Annotated in this window: 13 protein-coding genes; 3 read left to right on the top strand and 10 right to left on the bottom strand. The window is 67.1% G+C overall.

Features of this window, described 5'->3' with window-relative positions; translation table 11 throughout:
- The first annotated feature begins 116 nt into the window (after positions 1–116).
- Complete coding sequence (gene fabA / locus DOM57_RS07200; protein WP_110648544.1) at positions 117–632, top strand: 3-hydroxyacyl-[acyl-carrier-protein] dehydratase FabA; 516 nt, start codon at positions 117–119, stop codon at positions 630–632.
- 13 nt (positions 633–645) lie between these two features.
- Positions 646–1,863 carry a beta-ketoacyl-ACP synthase I gene (gene fabB, locus DOM57_RS07195; protein ID WP_110648543.1) on the top strand — a complete coding sequence of 406 codons (1,218 nt, stop codon included), beginning with the start codon at positions 646–648 and terminating at the stop codon, positions 1,861–1,863.
- 79 nt (positions 1,864–1,942) lie between these two features.
- Here fabB and DOM57_RS07190 read toward each other — a convergent pair whose 3' ends face one another.
- Together DOM57_RS07190 and DOM57_RS07185 are read right to left on the bottom strand one after the other, a co-directional pair.
- Positions 1,943–2,701, bottom strand: a complete 759-nt coding sequence (locus tag DOM57_RS07190) for a lysophospholipid acyltransferase family protein (RefSeq protein ID WP_110648542.1) — start codon at positions 2,699–2,701, stop codon at positions 1,943–1,945.
- On the bottom strand, positions 2,698–3,600 hold the full coding sequence (locus DOM57_RS07185) for a sugar nucleotide-binding protein (protein WP_239496144.1): 903 nt from the start codon (positions 3,598–3,600) through the stop codon (positions 2,698–2,700). Before DOM57_RS07185 ends, DOM57_RS07190 begins: the two co-directional genes overlap by 4 nt.
- A 126-nt stretch (positions 3,601–3,726) precedes the next feature.
- Between DOM57_RS07185 and DOM57_RS07180 the strand changes: the two genes are divergently transcribed.
- Positions 3,727–4,611: an SMP-30/gluconolactonase/LRE family protein gene (locus DOM57_RS07180; RefSeq protein WP_110648541.1), complete on the top strand. Its 885-nt coding sequence runs from the start codon at positions 3,727–3,729 to the stop codon at positions 4,609–4,611.
- Between the two features lie 18 nt (positions 4,612–4,629).
- Here the strand turns inward: DOM57_RS07180 and DOM57_RS07175 are convergent, their stop codons facing one another.
- The 8 genes from DOM57_RS07175 to DOM57_RS07140 all read right to left on the bottom strand — a co-directional run bounded on the left by DOM57_RS07175 (position 4,630) and on the right by DOM57_RS07140 (position 15,134).
- Complete coding sequence (locus DOM57_RS07175) at positions 4,630–6,687, bottom strand: OPT family oligopeptide transporter (protein WP_110648540.1); 2,058 nt, start codon at positions 6,685–6,687, stop codon at positions 4,630–4,632.
- A 266-nt stretch (positions 6,688–6,953) separates the two neighbouring features.
- The gene (locus tag DOM57_RS07170; protein ID WP_110648539.1) at positions 6,954–7,640 is read right to left on the bottom strand and encodes a hypothetical protein; all 687 of its coding nucleotides are present in this window, start codon (positions 7,638–7,640) and stop codon (positions 6,954–6,956) included.
- Positions 7,637–10,057 carry a xanthine dehydrogenase family protein molybdopterin-binding subunit gene (locus DOM57_RS07165; RefSeq protein ID WP_110648538.1) on the bottom strand — a complete coding sequence of 807 codons (2,421 nt, stop codon included), beginning with the start codon at positions 10,055–10,057 and terminating at the stop codon, positions 7,637–7,639. Before DOM57_RS07165 ends, DOM57_RS07170 begins: the two co-directional genes overlap by 4 nt.
- Positions 10,054–10,623, bottom strand: a complete 570-nt coding sequence (locus DOM57_RS07160) for a (2Fe-2S)-binding protein (protein ID WP_110648537.1) — start codon at positions 10,621–10,623, stop codon at positions 10,054–10,056. Before DOM57_RS07160 ends, DOM57_RS07165 begins: the two co-directional genes overlap by 4 nt.
- A gap of 10 nt (positions 10,624–10,633) precedes the next feature.
- On the bottom strand, positions 10,634–11,269 hold the full coding sequence (locus DOM57_RS07155; protein ID WP_110648536.1) for an SRPBCC family protein: 636 nt from the start codon (positions 11,267–11,269) through the stop codon (positions 10,634–10,636).
- Positions 11,270–11,284: 15 nt separating this feature from the next.
- Positions 11,285–12,172 (bottom strand): FAD binding domain-containing protein, encoded by an 888-nt coding sequence (locus DOM57_RS07150; protein ID WP_110648535.1) that lies wholly within the window; start codon positions 12,170–12,172, stop codon positions 11,285–11,287.
- A complete protein-coding gene (locus tag DOM57_RS07145; protein WP_110648534.1) occupies positions 12,169–13,266 on the bottom strand; it encodes a PEP/pyruvate-binding domain-containing protein in 1,098 nt (365 codons plus the stop codon). The genes DOM57_RS07150 and DOM57_RS07145 overlap by 4 nt, the downstream gene beginning before the upstream one ends.
- Positions 13,267–13,268: 2 nt before the next feature.
- Positions 13,269–15,134, bottom strand: a complete 1,866-nt coding sequence (locus DOM57_RS07140) for a PEP-utilizing enzyme (RefSeq protein ID WP_110648533.1) — start codon at positions 15,132–15,134, stop codon at positions 13,269–13,271.
- Between the last annotated feature and the right edge of the window lie 27 nt (positions 15,135–15,161).

Genomic DNA, 15,161 nt, shown 5'->3' with positions numbered 1-15,161 from the left:
CCCCGATGACGCACGACTAGGCTTGAGCCCACGTGCATTCGCTGCCCGCAGCCATTAGACTGGCCGCGCCTTGCAGTCCATGAGGCACACTCTTTTTCGATTCTCGGAACGATCTAGTGACCAGACAGCACTCTTTCAGCCACGACGATCTGCTGAAATGCAGCCGGGGGGAACTGTTCGGCCCCGGTAACGCTCAACTCCCCGCTCCCAACATGCTGATGCTCGATCGCATCACGCAAATCAACGAGGACGGCGGCAAATACAACAAGGGCGAAATCATCGCCGAGCTGGATATCCATCCGGACCTGTGGTTCTTCCAGTGTCATTTCCCTGGCGACCCGGTGATGCCCGGCTGCCTCGGCCTGGACGCCATGTGGCAACTGGTCGGTTTCCATCTCGGCTGGCTGGGAAATCCCGGTCGCGGTCGCGCGCTGGGTTGCGGCGAGGTCAAGTTCTCCGGCCAGATTCTGCCGGACGCTGGCCGGGTTTCGTACCATATCGAAATCAAGCGCGTGATCACCCGGCGGCTAATCCTGGGTATCGCCGACGGCACGCTGTCGGTCGATGGCCATGACATCTATCAGGCCAAGGACTTGCGTGTCGGCCTGTTCACCAATACTGAGAACTTCTGAGCGGGAGGCTTCCATGAAACGAGTGGTAGTCACCGGCCTGGGTATCGTTTCGTGCCTGGGCAACGATGCCCAACAGGTGCTCGACTCTCTGCGCCAGGGACGCTCTGGCATTCGCTACAAGCCGGAATACGCCGAGCTCGGTTTCCGCAGCCAGGTCGCCGGTGTTGTCGATATCGATATCGAATCCCTGGTCGATCGCAAGCAGCTGCGCTTCATGGGCGATGCGGCAGCCTATGCCTACATCGCCATGCAGCAGGCGATCGACGATGCCGGGCTCGAGGCCAGCGATATCTCCAATCCGCGCACCGGCCTGATCGCCGGCTCCGGCGGCGCCTCCAGCGCCAACCAGGTCGAGGCCGCCGATGTGATGCGCGAAAAAGGCCTGCGCCGCGTCGGCCCCTATCGCGTGACCCGCACCATGGGCAGTACGGTCTCCGCGTGTCTGGCGACGCCGTTCCAGATAAAGGGCGTCAACTACTCCATCTCCTCCGCCTGCGCCACCTCGGCCCACTGCATCGGCAGCGCCATCGAGCAGATTCAGCTTGGCAAGCAGGATGTGGTGTTTGCCGGCGGCGGCGAGGAAGAGCACTGGACGCTCTCCTGCCTGTTCGATGCCATGGGCGCCCTGACCACCCGCTACAACGATACGCCGGAAAAGGCCTCGCGCCCCTACGACGTGGATCGTGACGGCTTCATCATCGCCGGTGGCGGCGGCATGCTGGTGATCGAGGAGCTCGAACACGCCAAGGCACGCGGTGCCAAGATCTACGCCGAGATCACCGGCTACGGCGCCACCTCCGACGGTTACGACATGGTCGCACCGTCCGGCGAGGGCGCGGCGCGCTGCATGCGTCAGGCATTGCAGGGCCTGGAAGGCAATGTCGACTATATCAATACCCACGGCACCTCGACGCCGGTAGGCGACGTCGCCGAGCTCAAGGCGATCCGTGAGGTCTTCGGTGACAGCACGCCGGCGATGAGTTCGACCAAGTCGCTGACCGGTCACTCGCTGGGCGCCACCGGCGTGCAGGAGGCGATCTACTCGCTGCTGATGATTCAGCATCGCTTCCTGTGTGCTTCGGCCAACATCGATAATCTCGATGAGCAGGCCAGCGGCTTCGACATCGTCCGCCAGCGTCGCGACGACGTCGACGTCAAGCGCGTGCTGTCGAACAGCTTCGGCTTCGGCGGTACCAACGCCTGTCTGGTGCTCGACCGCTTCGATGACTGAGCGCTGAAGCCGTCGCACCGAAACGCAACAGGCGCCCCGCGGGGCGCCTGTTGCGTTGAAAAATCGCCTGGAAGTTTCCCTAGGACGGTAGTTCGGCGGGCGTCGCCTTCTCCGGCAAGGGCGGCCGTGGCACTTCGGAGATCTCGCCGAGGGTATGTTCGATCCACTGTTCGATCTCCGCCAGCACCTCTTCCGGCTTGCGACCGAGCGTCGCGACCGGCTCGCCGACCACCACGTTGAGCACGCCGGGCTGCTTGACCCAGTGACGCCCCCAGCGCTCCCCGGCATTGTGCGCCACCGGCAGCACGGGCACGCCCGCACGGCAGGCGATCACCACCCCGCTCTTGTTGAAACGGCGGCGCTGACCGGGCGGCACCCGCGTCCCTTCGGGAAAGATCAGCACCGACAGTCCCTCGTCCAGACGCTGCTTGCCATGGGACAATACCTGACGCATGGCGTTGGTGGGTCTCGAACGGTCCAGCGGGATCGGCTTCAACAGGCGTACGCCCCAGCCGAACAGCGGAATGCTGAGCAGCTCCTTCTTGAGCACGGTGCAGATCGGCGTCTTGAGCAGTTGCAGGTAGATCGTCTCCCACTCGCTCTGGTGGTTGGCCAGCACCACGCAGGGCCCAGGAGGAACGCGCTCGCGTCCCTGCACGCGGTACCGGATCCCGCAGGTCAGCGACAGCCAGCACATGATGAAGCGGTTATGGCAATTGAACAGACGAAAGCGCGAGCGCAACGGCATCGCCATCCCCAGTGGCAGCATCAGCACACCGGAAACCAGAATCGCCAGGAAATAACCGACATAGAAGATCAGACTGCGAAGGACTTTCATGCGTCGGCCGCTTCCTCATTACTGCCGCTGTTCATATCGTCATGACCGGGATAGTGCTGCTGACACCAGGTATCCAGCATCAGCCCCAGCTCTATCCGCCACGATTTCTGATGGATACCGAACACATCCAGCAAGCGGCGGCAGTTGAGTACCCGCCGCAACGGCGTGTCGTGATGCTGATTGAGCGCCTGCAGCTCGCCCAGTTCGCACCTCTGGCCGGCGCCTTCCAGGCGCGTCGCCAGCTGGGTACGCACGACCGAGGTGAAGGTGTAGGCGCTGACCGGCTCGATGCCGGAGAGATGATAGGTGCCCCAGGCCTCGGCGCCGCTATCGAGTTGCAGCAGCATCCCCGTCAGCGCCCGGGCCACGGCCATCACCGAGGTCGGACACAGCACCAGATCCTGTGCCGCGCGCACCGTTTCGCCGCGCATCAGGGCGTCGATCAACGGCCCCAGCCAGGCATCTTCGCCTTCGATCCCGAACAGCGGACCGAGCCGCAGCACCAGATGGGACGGATGGCGACGCACCCGTTCGCCGGCGGCGACCAGGCGCCGCAGCGTCTCGTCGCGTGGCGCCGGCATCACGTCCTCGTCGATCGGCCCGTCCGCGCCATCCTCGAACAGCGTGTCCGAGACGCACCAGATCAGCGGAACCCGCTGCGCCTGACAGATTTCCAGCAGCGCCTCGACCTGATCGCAGTGGGCGTAGACCACCGCCGGCTCGACCCGGGCCGGATCCGACAGCGGCGGCACGATCACCGCATCCGGCGCCTGTGCCGCCAGGGTTTCCCGATCCAATGGCGTCGCGGCAAGCGCATGGACGATGTCGCCGCGCGACGCCGCGATCTGCGCCAGCGCCAGGCTCAGGCAGTGGTTCGGCTGCGACACGACACACTTCACGCGGACACCTCGATACGCTTCATCGCTGTTTGATCCTTACTGCGGATAATCCATTCACCTCATCGCTGGCGACGCTATGATGATGTCGACCCCGCTTTGCTTGTCGCCAGTCATCAGGAGATAACCATGTCCAAGGAAGCCGTTGCCATCTGGGAGGTTCGCGCCACGCTCGGCGAGGGCCCCATCTGGTCGGAGCAGCACCAGGCACTGCTGTTCGTCGATATCCTGCAGGCCAGGCTGCACGCCTGGCGTCCGCAGGACGACGACCGCCGGAGCTGGGATCTCGACGAAGCGTGCTGCTGGTTGCTGCCCCGCGAAGGCGGCGGCTTCGTCGCCGGCCTGCGCTCGGGCGTGGTCGAACTCTCCCTCGACGAGCACGGGCCAAGGCCCGGCAAGCGCCTCACGCCGATCGCCTGGCTACCCGACGGCGACCGGCTCAACGACGGCAAGAGCGATGCCCAGGGGCGCCTCTGGTTCGGCTCGATGGACGCCGCCGAGTCCCACGGTCGAGGCTACCTTTATCGCCTGGACAGCCGCGGCCTGGTCGAGATGGACAGCGAGTATCACGTCACCAACGGCCCCGCGATCTCTCCCGACGGTCGCACACTCTACCATAACGACAGCGCGCGCCAGACTGTGTTCGCCTTCGACCTCGACGACGACGGCGAACTCTCCAACAAGCGCGAGCACATTCGTCTCGCCCCCGGCGCCGGCCATCCCGACGGCATGACCTGCGACCGCGAAGGCGGGCTGTGGGTCGCGCTATGGGACGGCGCCCGGGTCGCCCGTTTCCATCCCGACGGCTCGCTCGACCGCGAGGTGGCGTTACCGGTGTCGCGCCCCACCTCCTGCGCCTTCGGCGGCGACGATCTCGATCGCCTGTTCGTCACTTCGGCGGCCGTGGGGCGTGAAGACGAACCCCAGGCCGGCGCCCTGTTCGAAGTCGAGGTCGCCATCGGCGGTTTCGCCACCACACCCGCGGCACTGCCCAACTCGTCACCGCTGTTGTAGTGCGCTCATGTCGTACGCTCAGTTCGCGGAAGAGCCCAGCACCCGGCGGTAGAAGCCGACGCAGACGAGCACGAACACGACCAGCCCCAGCCACTTCGCCACATCGGCGAAACCGGCGCCGACCAGTGCCAGTGGCGCGGGTGCGCCGCTGAGGCCGATAATGCCCGCCAGCAGCACTCCCACCAGGCTCTCGCCGACGATCAATCCGGAGGCGAGCAGCACGCCGCGCCGACGCGGACGTTCCGCAACCCGCTCGAGCGCCTCTCCGCGAGCACGAGCGCGAGCCCGCAAGCGGCGTTCGATCAGCCAGCCGAGCAGCGCGCCGATCACCAGCGGCATGTTGATGCTCGGCGGCAGATAGATCCCGATGCCCACGGCCAGTACCGGCAGCCGCGCCGTGCCGCCGCGCTTGCGCAGCAGCTCGTCGACGACGATCAGCGCAGCACCGATGCCCAGGCCGATCAGGATCATGGCCCACTCGAGATCATGGGCGAACACACCGCGCACGATGGCGGTCATCAACGAAGCCTGCGGTGCCCCCAGCGCCTGCCCCGGGTCCATGCCTTCGCGCGGCATCGCCCCGGCAAAACCGTAGGCGTTGTAGAGCAGCGACAACACCGGCGGAATCACCATCGCCCCGACCAGACAGCCGATGATCAGCGCCACCTGCTGACGCCACGGCGTCGCCCCGACCAGGTAGCCGGTCTTGAGATCCTGCAGATTGTCGTTGGAGATCGCCGCCACCGCCAGGATCACCGAGGTCACGAACAGCGCCAGGGCCGTGGGCAGCATGCGCGCGACCTCGGGATCCAACGCCTCGAAGGCGTCGCTGAGCGCGGTGAACCCGAGCAGCAGCAGCGACACCAGAATCACCCCGACGATGCCGATACCCGAGATCGGGCTGCTCGACGAGCCCACCAGGCCAGCCATGTAACCGCAGGCGGCCGCGATCAAGAAGCCGAATATGCCCGCGAACAGCACGCTGCCCAGCGTCAGCGTCCAGAACGCCGCTCCCGCCAGCTGCGGCGCCGCACCGTGCAGAAACACGGCGAAAACCAGCGTCAGCAGTACCAGCAACACGCCGGTCAGCGCCAGGATAATGGCGGCCGGCAGGTCGCGTTCGGTACGCACCTGGTCACGAAAGGCACCCTGCTCGCCGCGCATGGCCCCGATCGACGTGCGAATGCCGATCAGCATCGGCTTGAACAGCGTCGCCAAGGTCCACACGGCGGCGATACCGATGGTGCCGGCGCCGATGAAACGCACCTTCTCCGACCACAGCGCCATGCCGGCATCGGCCAGCGACTGGCCCGCCTCCAGCGGCGTGATGCTGGTCAGCCAGGGCACCGCCACGCCCCAGGCGATCAATGTACCGATCAGTATCGCCAGGCCGCCGACGATACCGACCAGATAGCCCGCGCCGACCAGTGCCAGCGAGAATCCGGTAGCGAGCTGGAAGGCGGCACGCCCGGCCGAAAACCAGACGCTGATGCTGTCCGCCAGTACGCGCAGGCCACCGCTGGCGATCGAGAAGGCCGCGGCGACGATACCGCCGAGCGCGATCTCCCTGGCGCCGGGCTCGCTGCCCCGTTGTGAGTCCCTCGTCCCCGGCTCGTCGGCCGCGCGGCTGCCGACATCGAGGATTTCCGCCGCCGCGATGCCTTCCGGATAGGGCAGGTCGCTCTGCACCACCATCACCCGGCGCAGCGGAATGGTATAGAGCACGCCGAGAATGCCGCCGATGGCACAGATCGCAGTGGTCTGCCAGAACGGGAAGCCCTGCCAGTAGCCGATCATCAACAACCCCGGCAGCACGAAGATGATCGCCGACAGCGTACCGGCGGCGGACGCCTGGGTCTGGACCATGTTGTTCTCGAGCTTGTTGGCGCCGGCCACGCGGCGCAGCACCGCCATCGAGATCACCGCAGCGGGAATCGCCGAGGCGAAGGTCAGCCCGACCTTGAGGCCCAGATAAACGTTGGAGGCGGTGAACAGCAGCGTGATGACGGCACCCAGAATGACGCCACGCAGCGTCAGTTCGGGCAGTCGAGCCTCGTCGGGGATACGTTGGGACATGCAGGGACACTCTTGAGATGAGAGATGGCGGCGTAAAAGCACCGCGCCTTCACCGTTGCCGGTGAAGGCGCGATGGCGGTACATCGAACATGACGATGCACTCGGAATCGTTAGATGGCTATCGATGACGCTATTCTAGAATCTGCAGCGCCGAGCGTCGAGTCGTTGTCAGCGGCCGGTCGGCCGATTCACCGGTTCTTCCCGTTCTCCTTCATGACCTGATCCCCCGGCATCGTATCGATACAGGAACTCGCCGGTACCGCTTGCTAAGCGGCACCGCCCTGCTCAATGCCATGGCTGGATTCCCCGAGCAGGAAACACCGGCTGCTGGCCTGTTGCCGGCGCGCCTTGAGATCGATCTCGATATCGAAGGCGGCGTCGAGGGTGCGAGTGGCCGCCTCGAACAGCGGCAGCGCCCGGTGCAGCGCCAGCGGCGGGCGGATGCGCTGCATGCTCCAGCACAGCTTCTCCTTGGCGCTTTCGATGGTGTAGGCACCGCGCCGTACCCAATCGACCGCCAGCCAGTCGAACACCTCCAGGAAGGAGAGCGCATCGGCGGCCTGGAGGATATCGGCCTCCCAGCCGCCGCCGATCTCGTGACGCAGAATCAGCCGCCGCACCTGGCGGCGAAATGCCGCGTCCGCCCCCTGCTCCGCCATCCACGCCTCGACGATGTCGGCGGAGCGGGTAGAGTGAGCGAACAGATAGTCGGGATCGTCGAAGCCGTTGGCCGGAGTATCGGAGGGCCCACCGGGGAAGAAGCGCTCGGCGTCGTGGCTCAGCGCCGCGAACCTGAGCGCCTCGCTGGCGTTGCCCTGGCACAGCTCGATCACCCAGGCGCGGGTATTGAGCAGGTGTTCGAGCTGATAGAAGCCGTCGAGCCACTCCAAAACGCCCGCTTCCAGCGCGGTGAAACTTGGGTCGGCATAACGACCGGGAATACTCGGGTTCATGCCGCTTCTCCCTTTTTCGCAGCCTTGGCCGCCTCCAGGGCGCGCCACACGCTCTCCGGCGTCACCGGCAATGCGGACAGTTCCACGCCATGATCGGCCAGCGCATCGCAGATCGCATTGGCGATGGCCGCGCCGGGCGGAATGGTGCCGACCTCGCCGACGCCGCGCACGCCGAAGGTGGTCACCGGCGAGGGCACCTCGGTGTGCAAAAGCTCGATGGGCGGCACGTCGGCGGCGCGGGGCACGGCGTAGTCGAGCATCGAGCCGCTGAGCAGTTGCCCGGTGACGGCGTCGTAGCGCAGCTCCTCGCCCAGCGCCGCGCCCAGCCCCTGCACCAGGGCGCCGCGCACCTGCCCCTCGACGATCATCGGATTCACCGCCACGCCGCAGTCGTGGACCATCACGAAGCGCTCGACCTCGAACTCGCCGGTCTCCGGGTCCACCGCTACCACGGCGGCGGCGGTGCCGAAAGAGAAGGCGGCGCTGGGCGGCTCGAAGTGGGCGGAGGTCTCCAGCCCCGGCGTCTCGTCGTGGGGAATGCCCTGGCCGAGGATCGCGCGGCTGAAGACGTCGGCGAGCGCCACGCGCTTGTCGGCATCACTGCGATGGCGCACCTCGCGCCCCTCGATCACCGCGTCGCCAGGCTCGATGCCCAGCGCCCAGGCGCCGAGGCGCAGGGTCTTGTCGCGAAACGGCAGCGCCGCCTCGCGCAGGGCGCCGGCCGCGGCGATCAGGGTGCGCGAGGCGAAGGCGCCGGTATTGAGCGGCGAAGTGGCGGTGTCGCCGCTATGCACCCGCACGGCATCGAACTCCACCCCCAGCACCTCGGCGCAGATCTGCGCGAAGGCGGTCTCGCTGCTCTGGCCGATGGAGGAGACGCCGGTGTAGAGGTCGATGGTGCCGGAGCGGTTGGCGCGCAGGGTGACGCTCTCGTGGGCGCCGAACTTCGAGCCGCGATTGGCCAGGAAGCGCGCGCTGGCGTAGCCGGTGCGCTCGACGAAGGCGGAGAGCCCGATGCCGAGGATGCGCCCGTCGGCCCGCGGCGTGCGCGGGCGGCCACGGTGCGCGGCGTAGTCCACCGCCTCGGCGGCCATGTGCAGCGTCTTCACGTAGTCGCCGCTGTCGTAGACCGCGCCGCTGGGTACCGTCCAGGGCAGGTCCTCCGGGCGCAGCATGTTCATCTCGCGCAGCGCCAGCGGGTCCTTGCCGAGCCTGCGCGCCAGGCGGTCGACCAGCACTTCGAGGGCGAAGTTGACCTCCGGCTGGCCGTAGCCGCGGTAGGCGCCCACCGGGGTCTTGTTGGTCATCGCCACGCGGCGCTCCACGGCGGCGTCCGCCACCCGGTAGGGGCCGGTGAAGACCACGCTGGAGAGCTGCGACGAGCCGAACGGCGAGTTCCAGCCGCCGATGTCGGTGGTGTAGGTGTTGGTCATCGCCACGAAGCGCCCCTCGGCGTCCGCCGCCAGGCAGTAGTCGTGGATCGACTCGCGCCCGTGGGTGCTGGCGCGGAAGTGCTCCATGCGATCCTCGATCCACTTCACCGGGCGACGCAGCGCCATGGCGTGCAGGCTCGCCAGCACGTCCTCGGGATAGACGCCGAGCTTCATGCCGAAGCCGCCGCCGACGTCCGAGGCCGAGACGCGGATGCACTCCTCGCCGAGGCGCAGCGACTCGGCGAGCTGCTTGCGCACCAGATGCGGCACCTGGGTGGAGGTATGGATCGAGAGCTCCCGTGCGCCGGGGCGCCACACCGCCACCACGCCGCGCGGCTCCATCGGCAGCGGCGTGACCCGGCCAATGCGCATTCGGCTGCGAATCACCACGTCGGCCTCCTCGATGCGCGCCTCCGGCTCGCCGGCGCGGTCGCTGTTGCTCGCCAGCAGGTTGGAATCCAGCGACTGCGGATGCAGCAGCGGCGCGCCCTCCTCCAGCGCCTCGATGGCATCGCTGACGTGGGGCAGCGGCTCGTACTCGATCTCGACCAGCTCGATCGCGTCCTCGGCCAGCGCCCGACTGGTGGCGACGACGCTCACCACCGGCTGGCCCTCGTAGGTCGCCCTATCCTGGGCCAGCGCGTAGTAGGGTAGCTGCGGCGCACCGGGCACCGGACGCAGCACGGTGAGCGGATCGCTCAGCTCGCGCACCTGCGCGCCGGTGAGGATGTGCTTGACCCCTTCCAGTGCCGTCGCCTTGGAGAAATCGATGGAGAGGATGCGGGCGTGGGGGAAGGGGCAGCGCCCCACCGCCATTTCGAGCTGATGGGCGAACTGCACGTCGTCGGTGAAGCGGCCGTCGCCGCGCAGCAGTCGCTCATCCTCGGTGCGCGGCACGCTGGTGCCGATCAGGCGGCGCTTGAGTCCCTCCTCCTGCCAGGTCTCCTCCTTCGGTGCGGCCGGGGCTTCCACGAACTCGTTCATGACTGTGCCTCCATCGCCTGTTGAGCGCCTTCGGCGTGTCGAGAGCCTTCAGCTTGTCGAAAACGAGAGCCTTCAGCTTGTTGAACGCTCAGATACTCCTCGACGGCGCGGACGATGCCCTCGTAGCCGGTGCAGCGGCACAGCACCCCGCTGACCTCGTCGCGGATCTGCTCGCGACTCATCGCCTCGCCCCGCGCCGCCAGGCTGGTCGCCAGCATCAGAAAGCCCGGCGTGCAGAAACCGCACTGCAAGCCGTGGTGTTTCTTGAACGCCTGCTGCAAAGCGTTCAGGTTGCCGTTCTCCTCGGCCAGCGATTCCACGGTGCATACCTCGGCACCGTCGAGCTGGGCGGCGAGCATCAGGCAGGATTTCACCGCCTGGCCGTCGACCATCACGGTACACATGCCGCACACGCCCTGCTCGCAGCCGACATGGGTGCCGGTGCGCCCCAGCCGCTGGCGCAGGAAATCCGCCGCGTGCATGCGGCTCGGCGCCCAGGCGCGCACGCGCTCGCCGTTGAGGGTCAGGCTGATTTCCTGTTCGTTCAGGGTTCGTTCGAAACTCATTGCCGCCTCCTCAACTCACCTGCCACAGCACCAGCAGGCTAACCACTAAAGCCGCCGCGCTGAGCCCCGCCGAAAGCTTGGGCCAGAATTCGCCGGACGCCGCCGCTGGCGTGGCGCTCACGCCTCCTGCCGCCGTGGCTGGCGTCCTGGCCGCCGGGCGGCGGGCCTGCGCGGCAGGTGCCGTGGTCGTCTCGATATCCTCGCCGGAGAGCGCCCGTTCGAGATTGCGGGTGAACTCCGCGGTGACCTTCTCGGCTTGCCGGGTGATCACCTTCTGGCCCACGCTGCCGAGTGCCCCGGCCAACGCCACCTCGCCGCTGACGCTGACGTGGGTGCGGCCGCCCTCTTCGTGCAGCTCCACGCTGTTGGAGGCGCGGAAGTTGCCGATGGCGCCCTTCACCGCCTTGCCGGTGGAAGTGAAGCCAAGGCGCTCGCCGGCCACGCGCTCGACGATGTGTACCCGCGCCTCAAAGGTGGCGGACATCGGCCCCAGCTTCTGGGTGACGGTGACCGCCACGTTGTCGTCGTCGAGCTGTTCGGCCTGCTTGACGCCGGGAATGCACTTCGCCACCTGCTCGAACTGCTCGAAGAACGCCCAGACCTTGCCGATGGGCTCGGCGATCTGGAAGTGTTGTTCGAATTTCATCTGTGTCCTCTCGCTTCAACGCCGGTCGGCTGCTCGGTTTTTGCTGCACAGTTGCTGCAAGGCCCGCCGTACGTGGACGGGGACGAGGTGCGCCCGGTACTCCGCCGTGGCGCGCATGTCGCTGGGCGGGTCGATGGCCTCTTGCGTCAGCGCGGCGGCCTCGCGGATGTCGTCATCCGCCAGCCGAGTGCCGGCCAGCCGCGCGCTCGCCGCCTCCGCCAGCACCGGCATGTCGTTGACGCCGCCAAGGCCGATGCGAACATCGTGCCAGCGGCCGTCGCTGTCGCATTCGCCGGTGACCGCCACCGAGAGCACGCAGAAGTCGCCGTGACGGCGGGTCAGCTCGCTGAAGGCGAAATGTTGCGGATGGCGCGGAAAGCGGATCTCGGTGACCATCTCGTCGAATTCCAACGCGGCGGCGTAGGAGCCGTGATAGAACTCGCCCATGGCGATCTCGCGGCCACCCCGGCCGCTCTCCACCCGTACCCGCGCGTCGAGCACCAGACAGGCCAGCGGCATCTCGGCGGTGGGGTCCCCCTGCACCAGGCTGCCGCCGAGGGTGCCGCGATTGCGCACCTGGCGATCGCCGATATGGCGCACCATCTCGACCAGCAGCGGCAGGCGGCTCGCCGCCAGCGGCGAGCGCTCCAGGCTGGCGTAGCGGGTCAGCGCGCCGACCCGGGTTGCTTCAAGATCGCCCTGGCCTTCGACCTCGATGCCGTCGAGCCCCGGCACCTGGTTGACGTCGATCAGCGCGCCCAGCCGCCACAGCCGCATGTTGAGCATCGGCATCAGGCTCTGGCCGCCGGCGAGCAGGCGCGCCTCGCCGGCGTATTCGTCGAGCAGCGTCACCGCCTCGGCCACCGAACCGGCGCGGTGGTAGAGAAAGTCCGCCGCCTTCACCGTGACTCTCCCTGGGCCGCTTTCGCCGCGACCTTCACCCCGGCGAAGCGGGCCAGCACGCGGTTGACCGGCGACTGGCCCTTTTCCACCAGGCTCTTGGTCTCGCGGTGGCTCCACACCGTCTCGGGGCGCACCTGAAGCACGCGCAGCTCGCCGCGCTCGCCGATCGCCCACTCGATGTCCTGGGGCGCGCCGCGCTGGCGCTCGATCTGCTTGGCGAGCTTCGCCAGCTCGAGCACCTGCTCATCGTCGAGGCAGGGCTTCCGGCAGCGCTCGTCCGCCATCGGCATCAGCGTCACCTCGCCCGCCGCGGGGTCGAAGCAGTAGGTCTCGGTCTGCTCCACCGTCTTGCGGTCGAGGATCTCCAGGGTCACCTTGTCGACGGTGAACTGGGCGGGGGTGATGTCGCCCTTGACCACGCCCTCGCCGAGCCCCCAGCAGGCTTCCATCACCACCTTGGAGCGGTCGCCGTTGAGTGGGTTGAGGGTGAACATCACCCCGGCGGCGCGGGCCTGAACCATCTGCTGGATGCCGACGCACATGCCGAAGTCCCCCGCCGCCACAGCGTTCTCGCCATCCACCCGGTAGGAGAGCACGGCGTCGCCGAACATTCCGGCCCAGCAGGCGCGGATATGGCGAATCACGGCATCGACGCCGCAGATCCACAGGTAGGTCTCGTACTGGCCGGCGAAGCTGGCGCCTTCCAGATCCTCCGATTCACCGCTGGAGCGCACCGCCACCGGCGTCTCGCTGACGCCGGTGCGCCGCTCGAGCACCGCGTAGCTCTCGCGGATCTTCGTATCGAGTTCGGGCGGCAGCGGGGCCGTCTTGATGCCTTCGACCAGCCTGGCGGTCTCGCCCTTGATCTCGTTGAGCGCCATGTGCGGCGCCCGCGCGCGGATGCGCGCCGCCTCTTCGGCCAGCCCGGTGGCGGTCATGAAGTGACGATAGGCGGCGGTGGTGACGCCGAAGCCCGGCGGCACCGCCAGGCCGGCGGCGGTGGAGTGCGCCAGGCTGGCGAACTTGCCGCCGAGCAGCGCGTTGCCGGGAGCCGAGGCGTCGTCGAGCCACAGAATGTAGGGAGCCTGAGTCATTGTTATGCCTCCTTGTCGAGTACGCGCACGATACCTTCGTTGCCATCGACCTCGATCAGGTCGCCGTTGGTGATGCTGGTGGTGGCGAAGCCGGTGCCGACCACCGCGGGCAGGCCATACTCGCGGGAGATGATCGCGGTGTGGGCCATCATGCCGCCGACATCGGAGACCGCCGCGGCCACGCGCTGGAATACCGGTGCCCAGCTCGGTGCGGTGATGCGGCAGACCAGGATCTCGCCGTCTTCGATGTCGTAGAGCTGGGCGAAGTCGGTGATCACCCGGGCGCGGCCGGTGACCTTGCCCGGCGAGGCGGCCACACCACGCAACTCGCCGTCCGCCGTCGCATCGACCCCCAGCCACTCATCGATCGTCTCTGGCGTGATGCCCCACAGCATGATGGTCAGCGGTTCGGTGATGGTCTCCGGCGGCACGCCCAGGGCGGGCGGCGGCGACCAGCGGCAGAGGGTGTCGCGAATCTGCTTGCGGCGGGCAATCAGCGGCCGCCAGTAGACTTCGCCGCGCGGCGGCGTGCCCACCGCCCAGCCGATCAATACGTCGTAGAGAGCGTCGTAGATCTCGTGACGATGGAGATAGAAGACATCCTCGCGGTCGTCGAAGAAGTTGTGGGCAACGAACAGGTCGCCCAGCTCGCGGACCTTCTCCCAGAACAGCGAGTGGTGCCAGTGCTCGACGTAGAAGTTGTGATCCTCGACGAAGGGGTAGACCTTGCGCGCCAGTTCGACCAGGCCGTCGAAGGCTTCGCGATCATCCTCGGTGGGCAGCAGCTCGCGATATTCCGCCGTGACCTGGGTGCGCTTGTCGAGAATCTCGTCCAGCGGGCGGCGGATGTCATCGCCGCTCTTCAACGCCTTGATATAACCACGCAGTGCCGTGAACGGCAGCCGCGGGTCGTTCATCCATACCGGGTCCTCGTGGGTGTAGCCGACGCCGGTGGAGAACCAGAACCAGGGCTCGCGGGCCTCTTCATAGGCAGCCAGCCACTTGTCGCCGTTGGGCGCGGCCCCGATGGCCGCGAGCATCACCTCGGGCGACTCGTTGGCGAGCACCACCTCGTCGAGGCCCAGCTCCACCGCCAACTCGGCCAGGCCGCGCACCTCGTCGTCGGGGCGGAACAGCAGGATGTCGATGCCGGAGACCATGTGGGTGATGGTCTGGTCGCTGATGCCGGGGAAGGCCTCCTGGCAGAACTCGCGGAAGGTGAGGTAGGCGCCGTAGCCGAGATTGAGCATCTCGAAGTGGTAGGAGCCCATCTCCAGCATGTTCTGGATCAGGGTGTTGTAGGCGGTGAGCAGGTCGTGGGAGGAGTAGAGGCCGCGATGGCCGAACACCTGCTCGTCGGGCACCAGCTCCGGCAGCGGCTTGAACTCGATCACCTTGAGGCGCTCGATGCAGTCCCGCGCCTTGGTCACCCACTCGTCATAGATGGTGTCCCAGTTCTCGTAGTAGTGGCCAGCGCGGGCGTTGAAGTGCTCGGCGCGCTTGGCCACCTCGTCCGGGTCGGTGACGGCGTTGGGGCTGATGTAGAGATAGCCGTTGATGATGCGGTGGTCGATGCCGAGCGCCAGCGGGATCGGCCAGACGCGGTTGGACATCTGGCTGGCCGCCACCCACCAGTTCTCGGTCATGATGGTGTCGAAGGGGTAGAGCGGCGCCGGGCTGTGCATGCCGTCGAAGAACCACAGTTTCTCGTCTTCCATCTCACGCCGCTCGGGGCTGATCAACGCGTAGTAGGGATAGAGCTCCTGCCAGCCTTCGGCGCCTTCGGGCGTGGTGATGTCGAATGGGCTCGTGAAGCGGGCCTTGGCCGAAGACGACGCGGCCGCCTGCGGCGTTGCGGTCTGTTGCATGGTCTTTCCTCTTGTTCGTTGTGATTT

The sequence above is a fragment of the Salinicola peritrichatus genome, assembly GCF_003206715.1.
Taxonomy (GTDB): domain Bacteria; phylum Pseudomonadota; class Gammaproteobacteria; order Pseudomonadales; family Halomonadaceae; genus Salinicola; species Salinicola peritrichatus.
The sequence above is the reverse complement of the archived record's forward strand: the minus strand, read 5'-3'. Positions and strand labels throughout refer to the sequence as shown.

Coding starts and splice junctions, on each gene's coding strand:
- DOM57_RS07155 (WP_110648536.1), bottom strand. CDS start 11,269: ATGAAATTCGAACAACACTTCCAGATCGCCGAGCCCATCGGCAAGGTC.
- DOM57_RS07165 (WP_110648538.1), bottom strand. CDS start 10,057: ATGAACGAGTTCGTGGAAGCCCCGGCCGCACCGAAGGAGGAGACCTGG.
- DOM57_RS07140 (WP_110648533.1), bottom strand. CDS start 15,134: ATGCAACAGACCGCAACGCCGCAGGCGGCCGCGTCGTCTTCGGCCAAG.
- DOM57_RS07145 (WP_110648534.1), bottom strand. CDS start 13,266: ATGACTCAGGCTCCCTACATTCTGTGGCTCGACGACGCCTCGGCTCCC.
- DOM57_RS07175 (WP_110648540.1), bottom strand. CDS start 6,687: ATGTCCCAACGTATCCCCGACGAGGCTCGACTGCCCGAACTGACGCTG.
- DOM57_RS07160 (WP_110648537.1), bottom strand. CDS start 10,623: ATGAGTTTCGAACGAACCCTGAACGAACAGGAAATCAGCCTGACCCTC.
- DOM57_RS07170 (WP_110648539.1), bottom strand. CDS start 7,640: ATGAACCCGAGTATTCCCGGTCGTTATGCCGACCCAAGTTTCACCGCG.
- DOM57_RS07180 (WP_110648541.1), top strand. CDS start 3,727: ATGTCCAAGGAAGCCGTTGCCATCTGGGAGGTTCGCGCCACGCTCGGC.
- fabB (WP_110648543.1), top strand. CDS start 646: ATGAAACGAGTGGTAGTCACCGGCCTGGGTATCGTTTCGTGCCTGGGC.
- DOM57_RS07190 (WP_110648542.1), bottom strand. CDS start 2,701: ATGAAAGTCCTTCGCAGTCTGATCTTCTATGTCGGTTATTTCCTGGCG.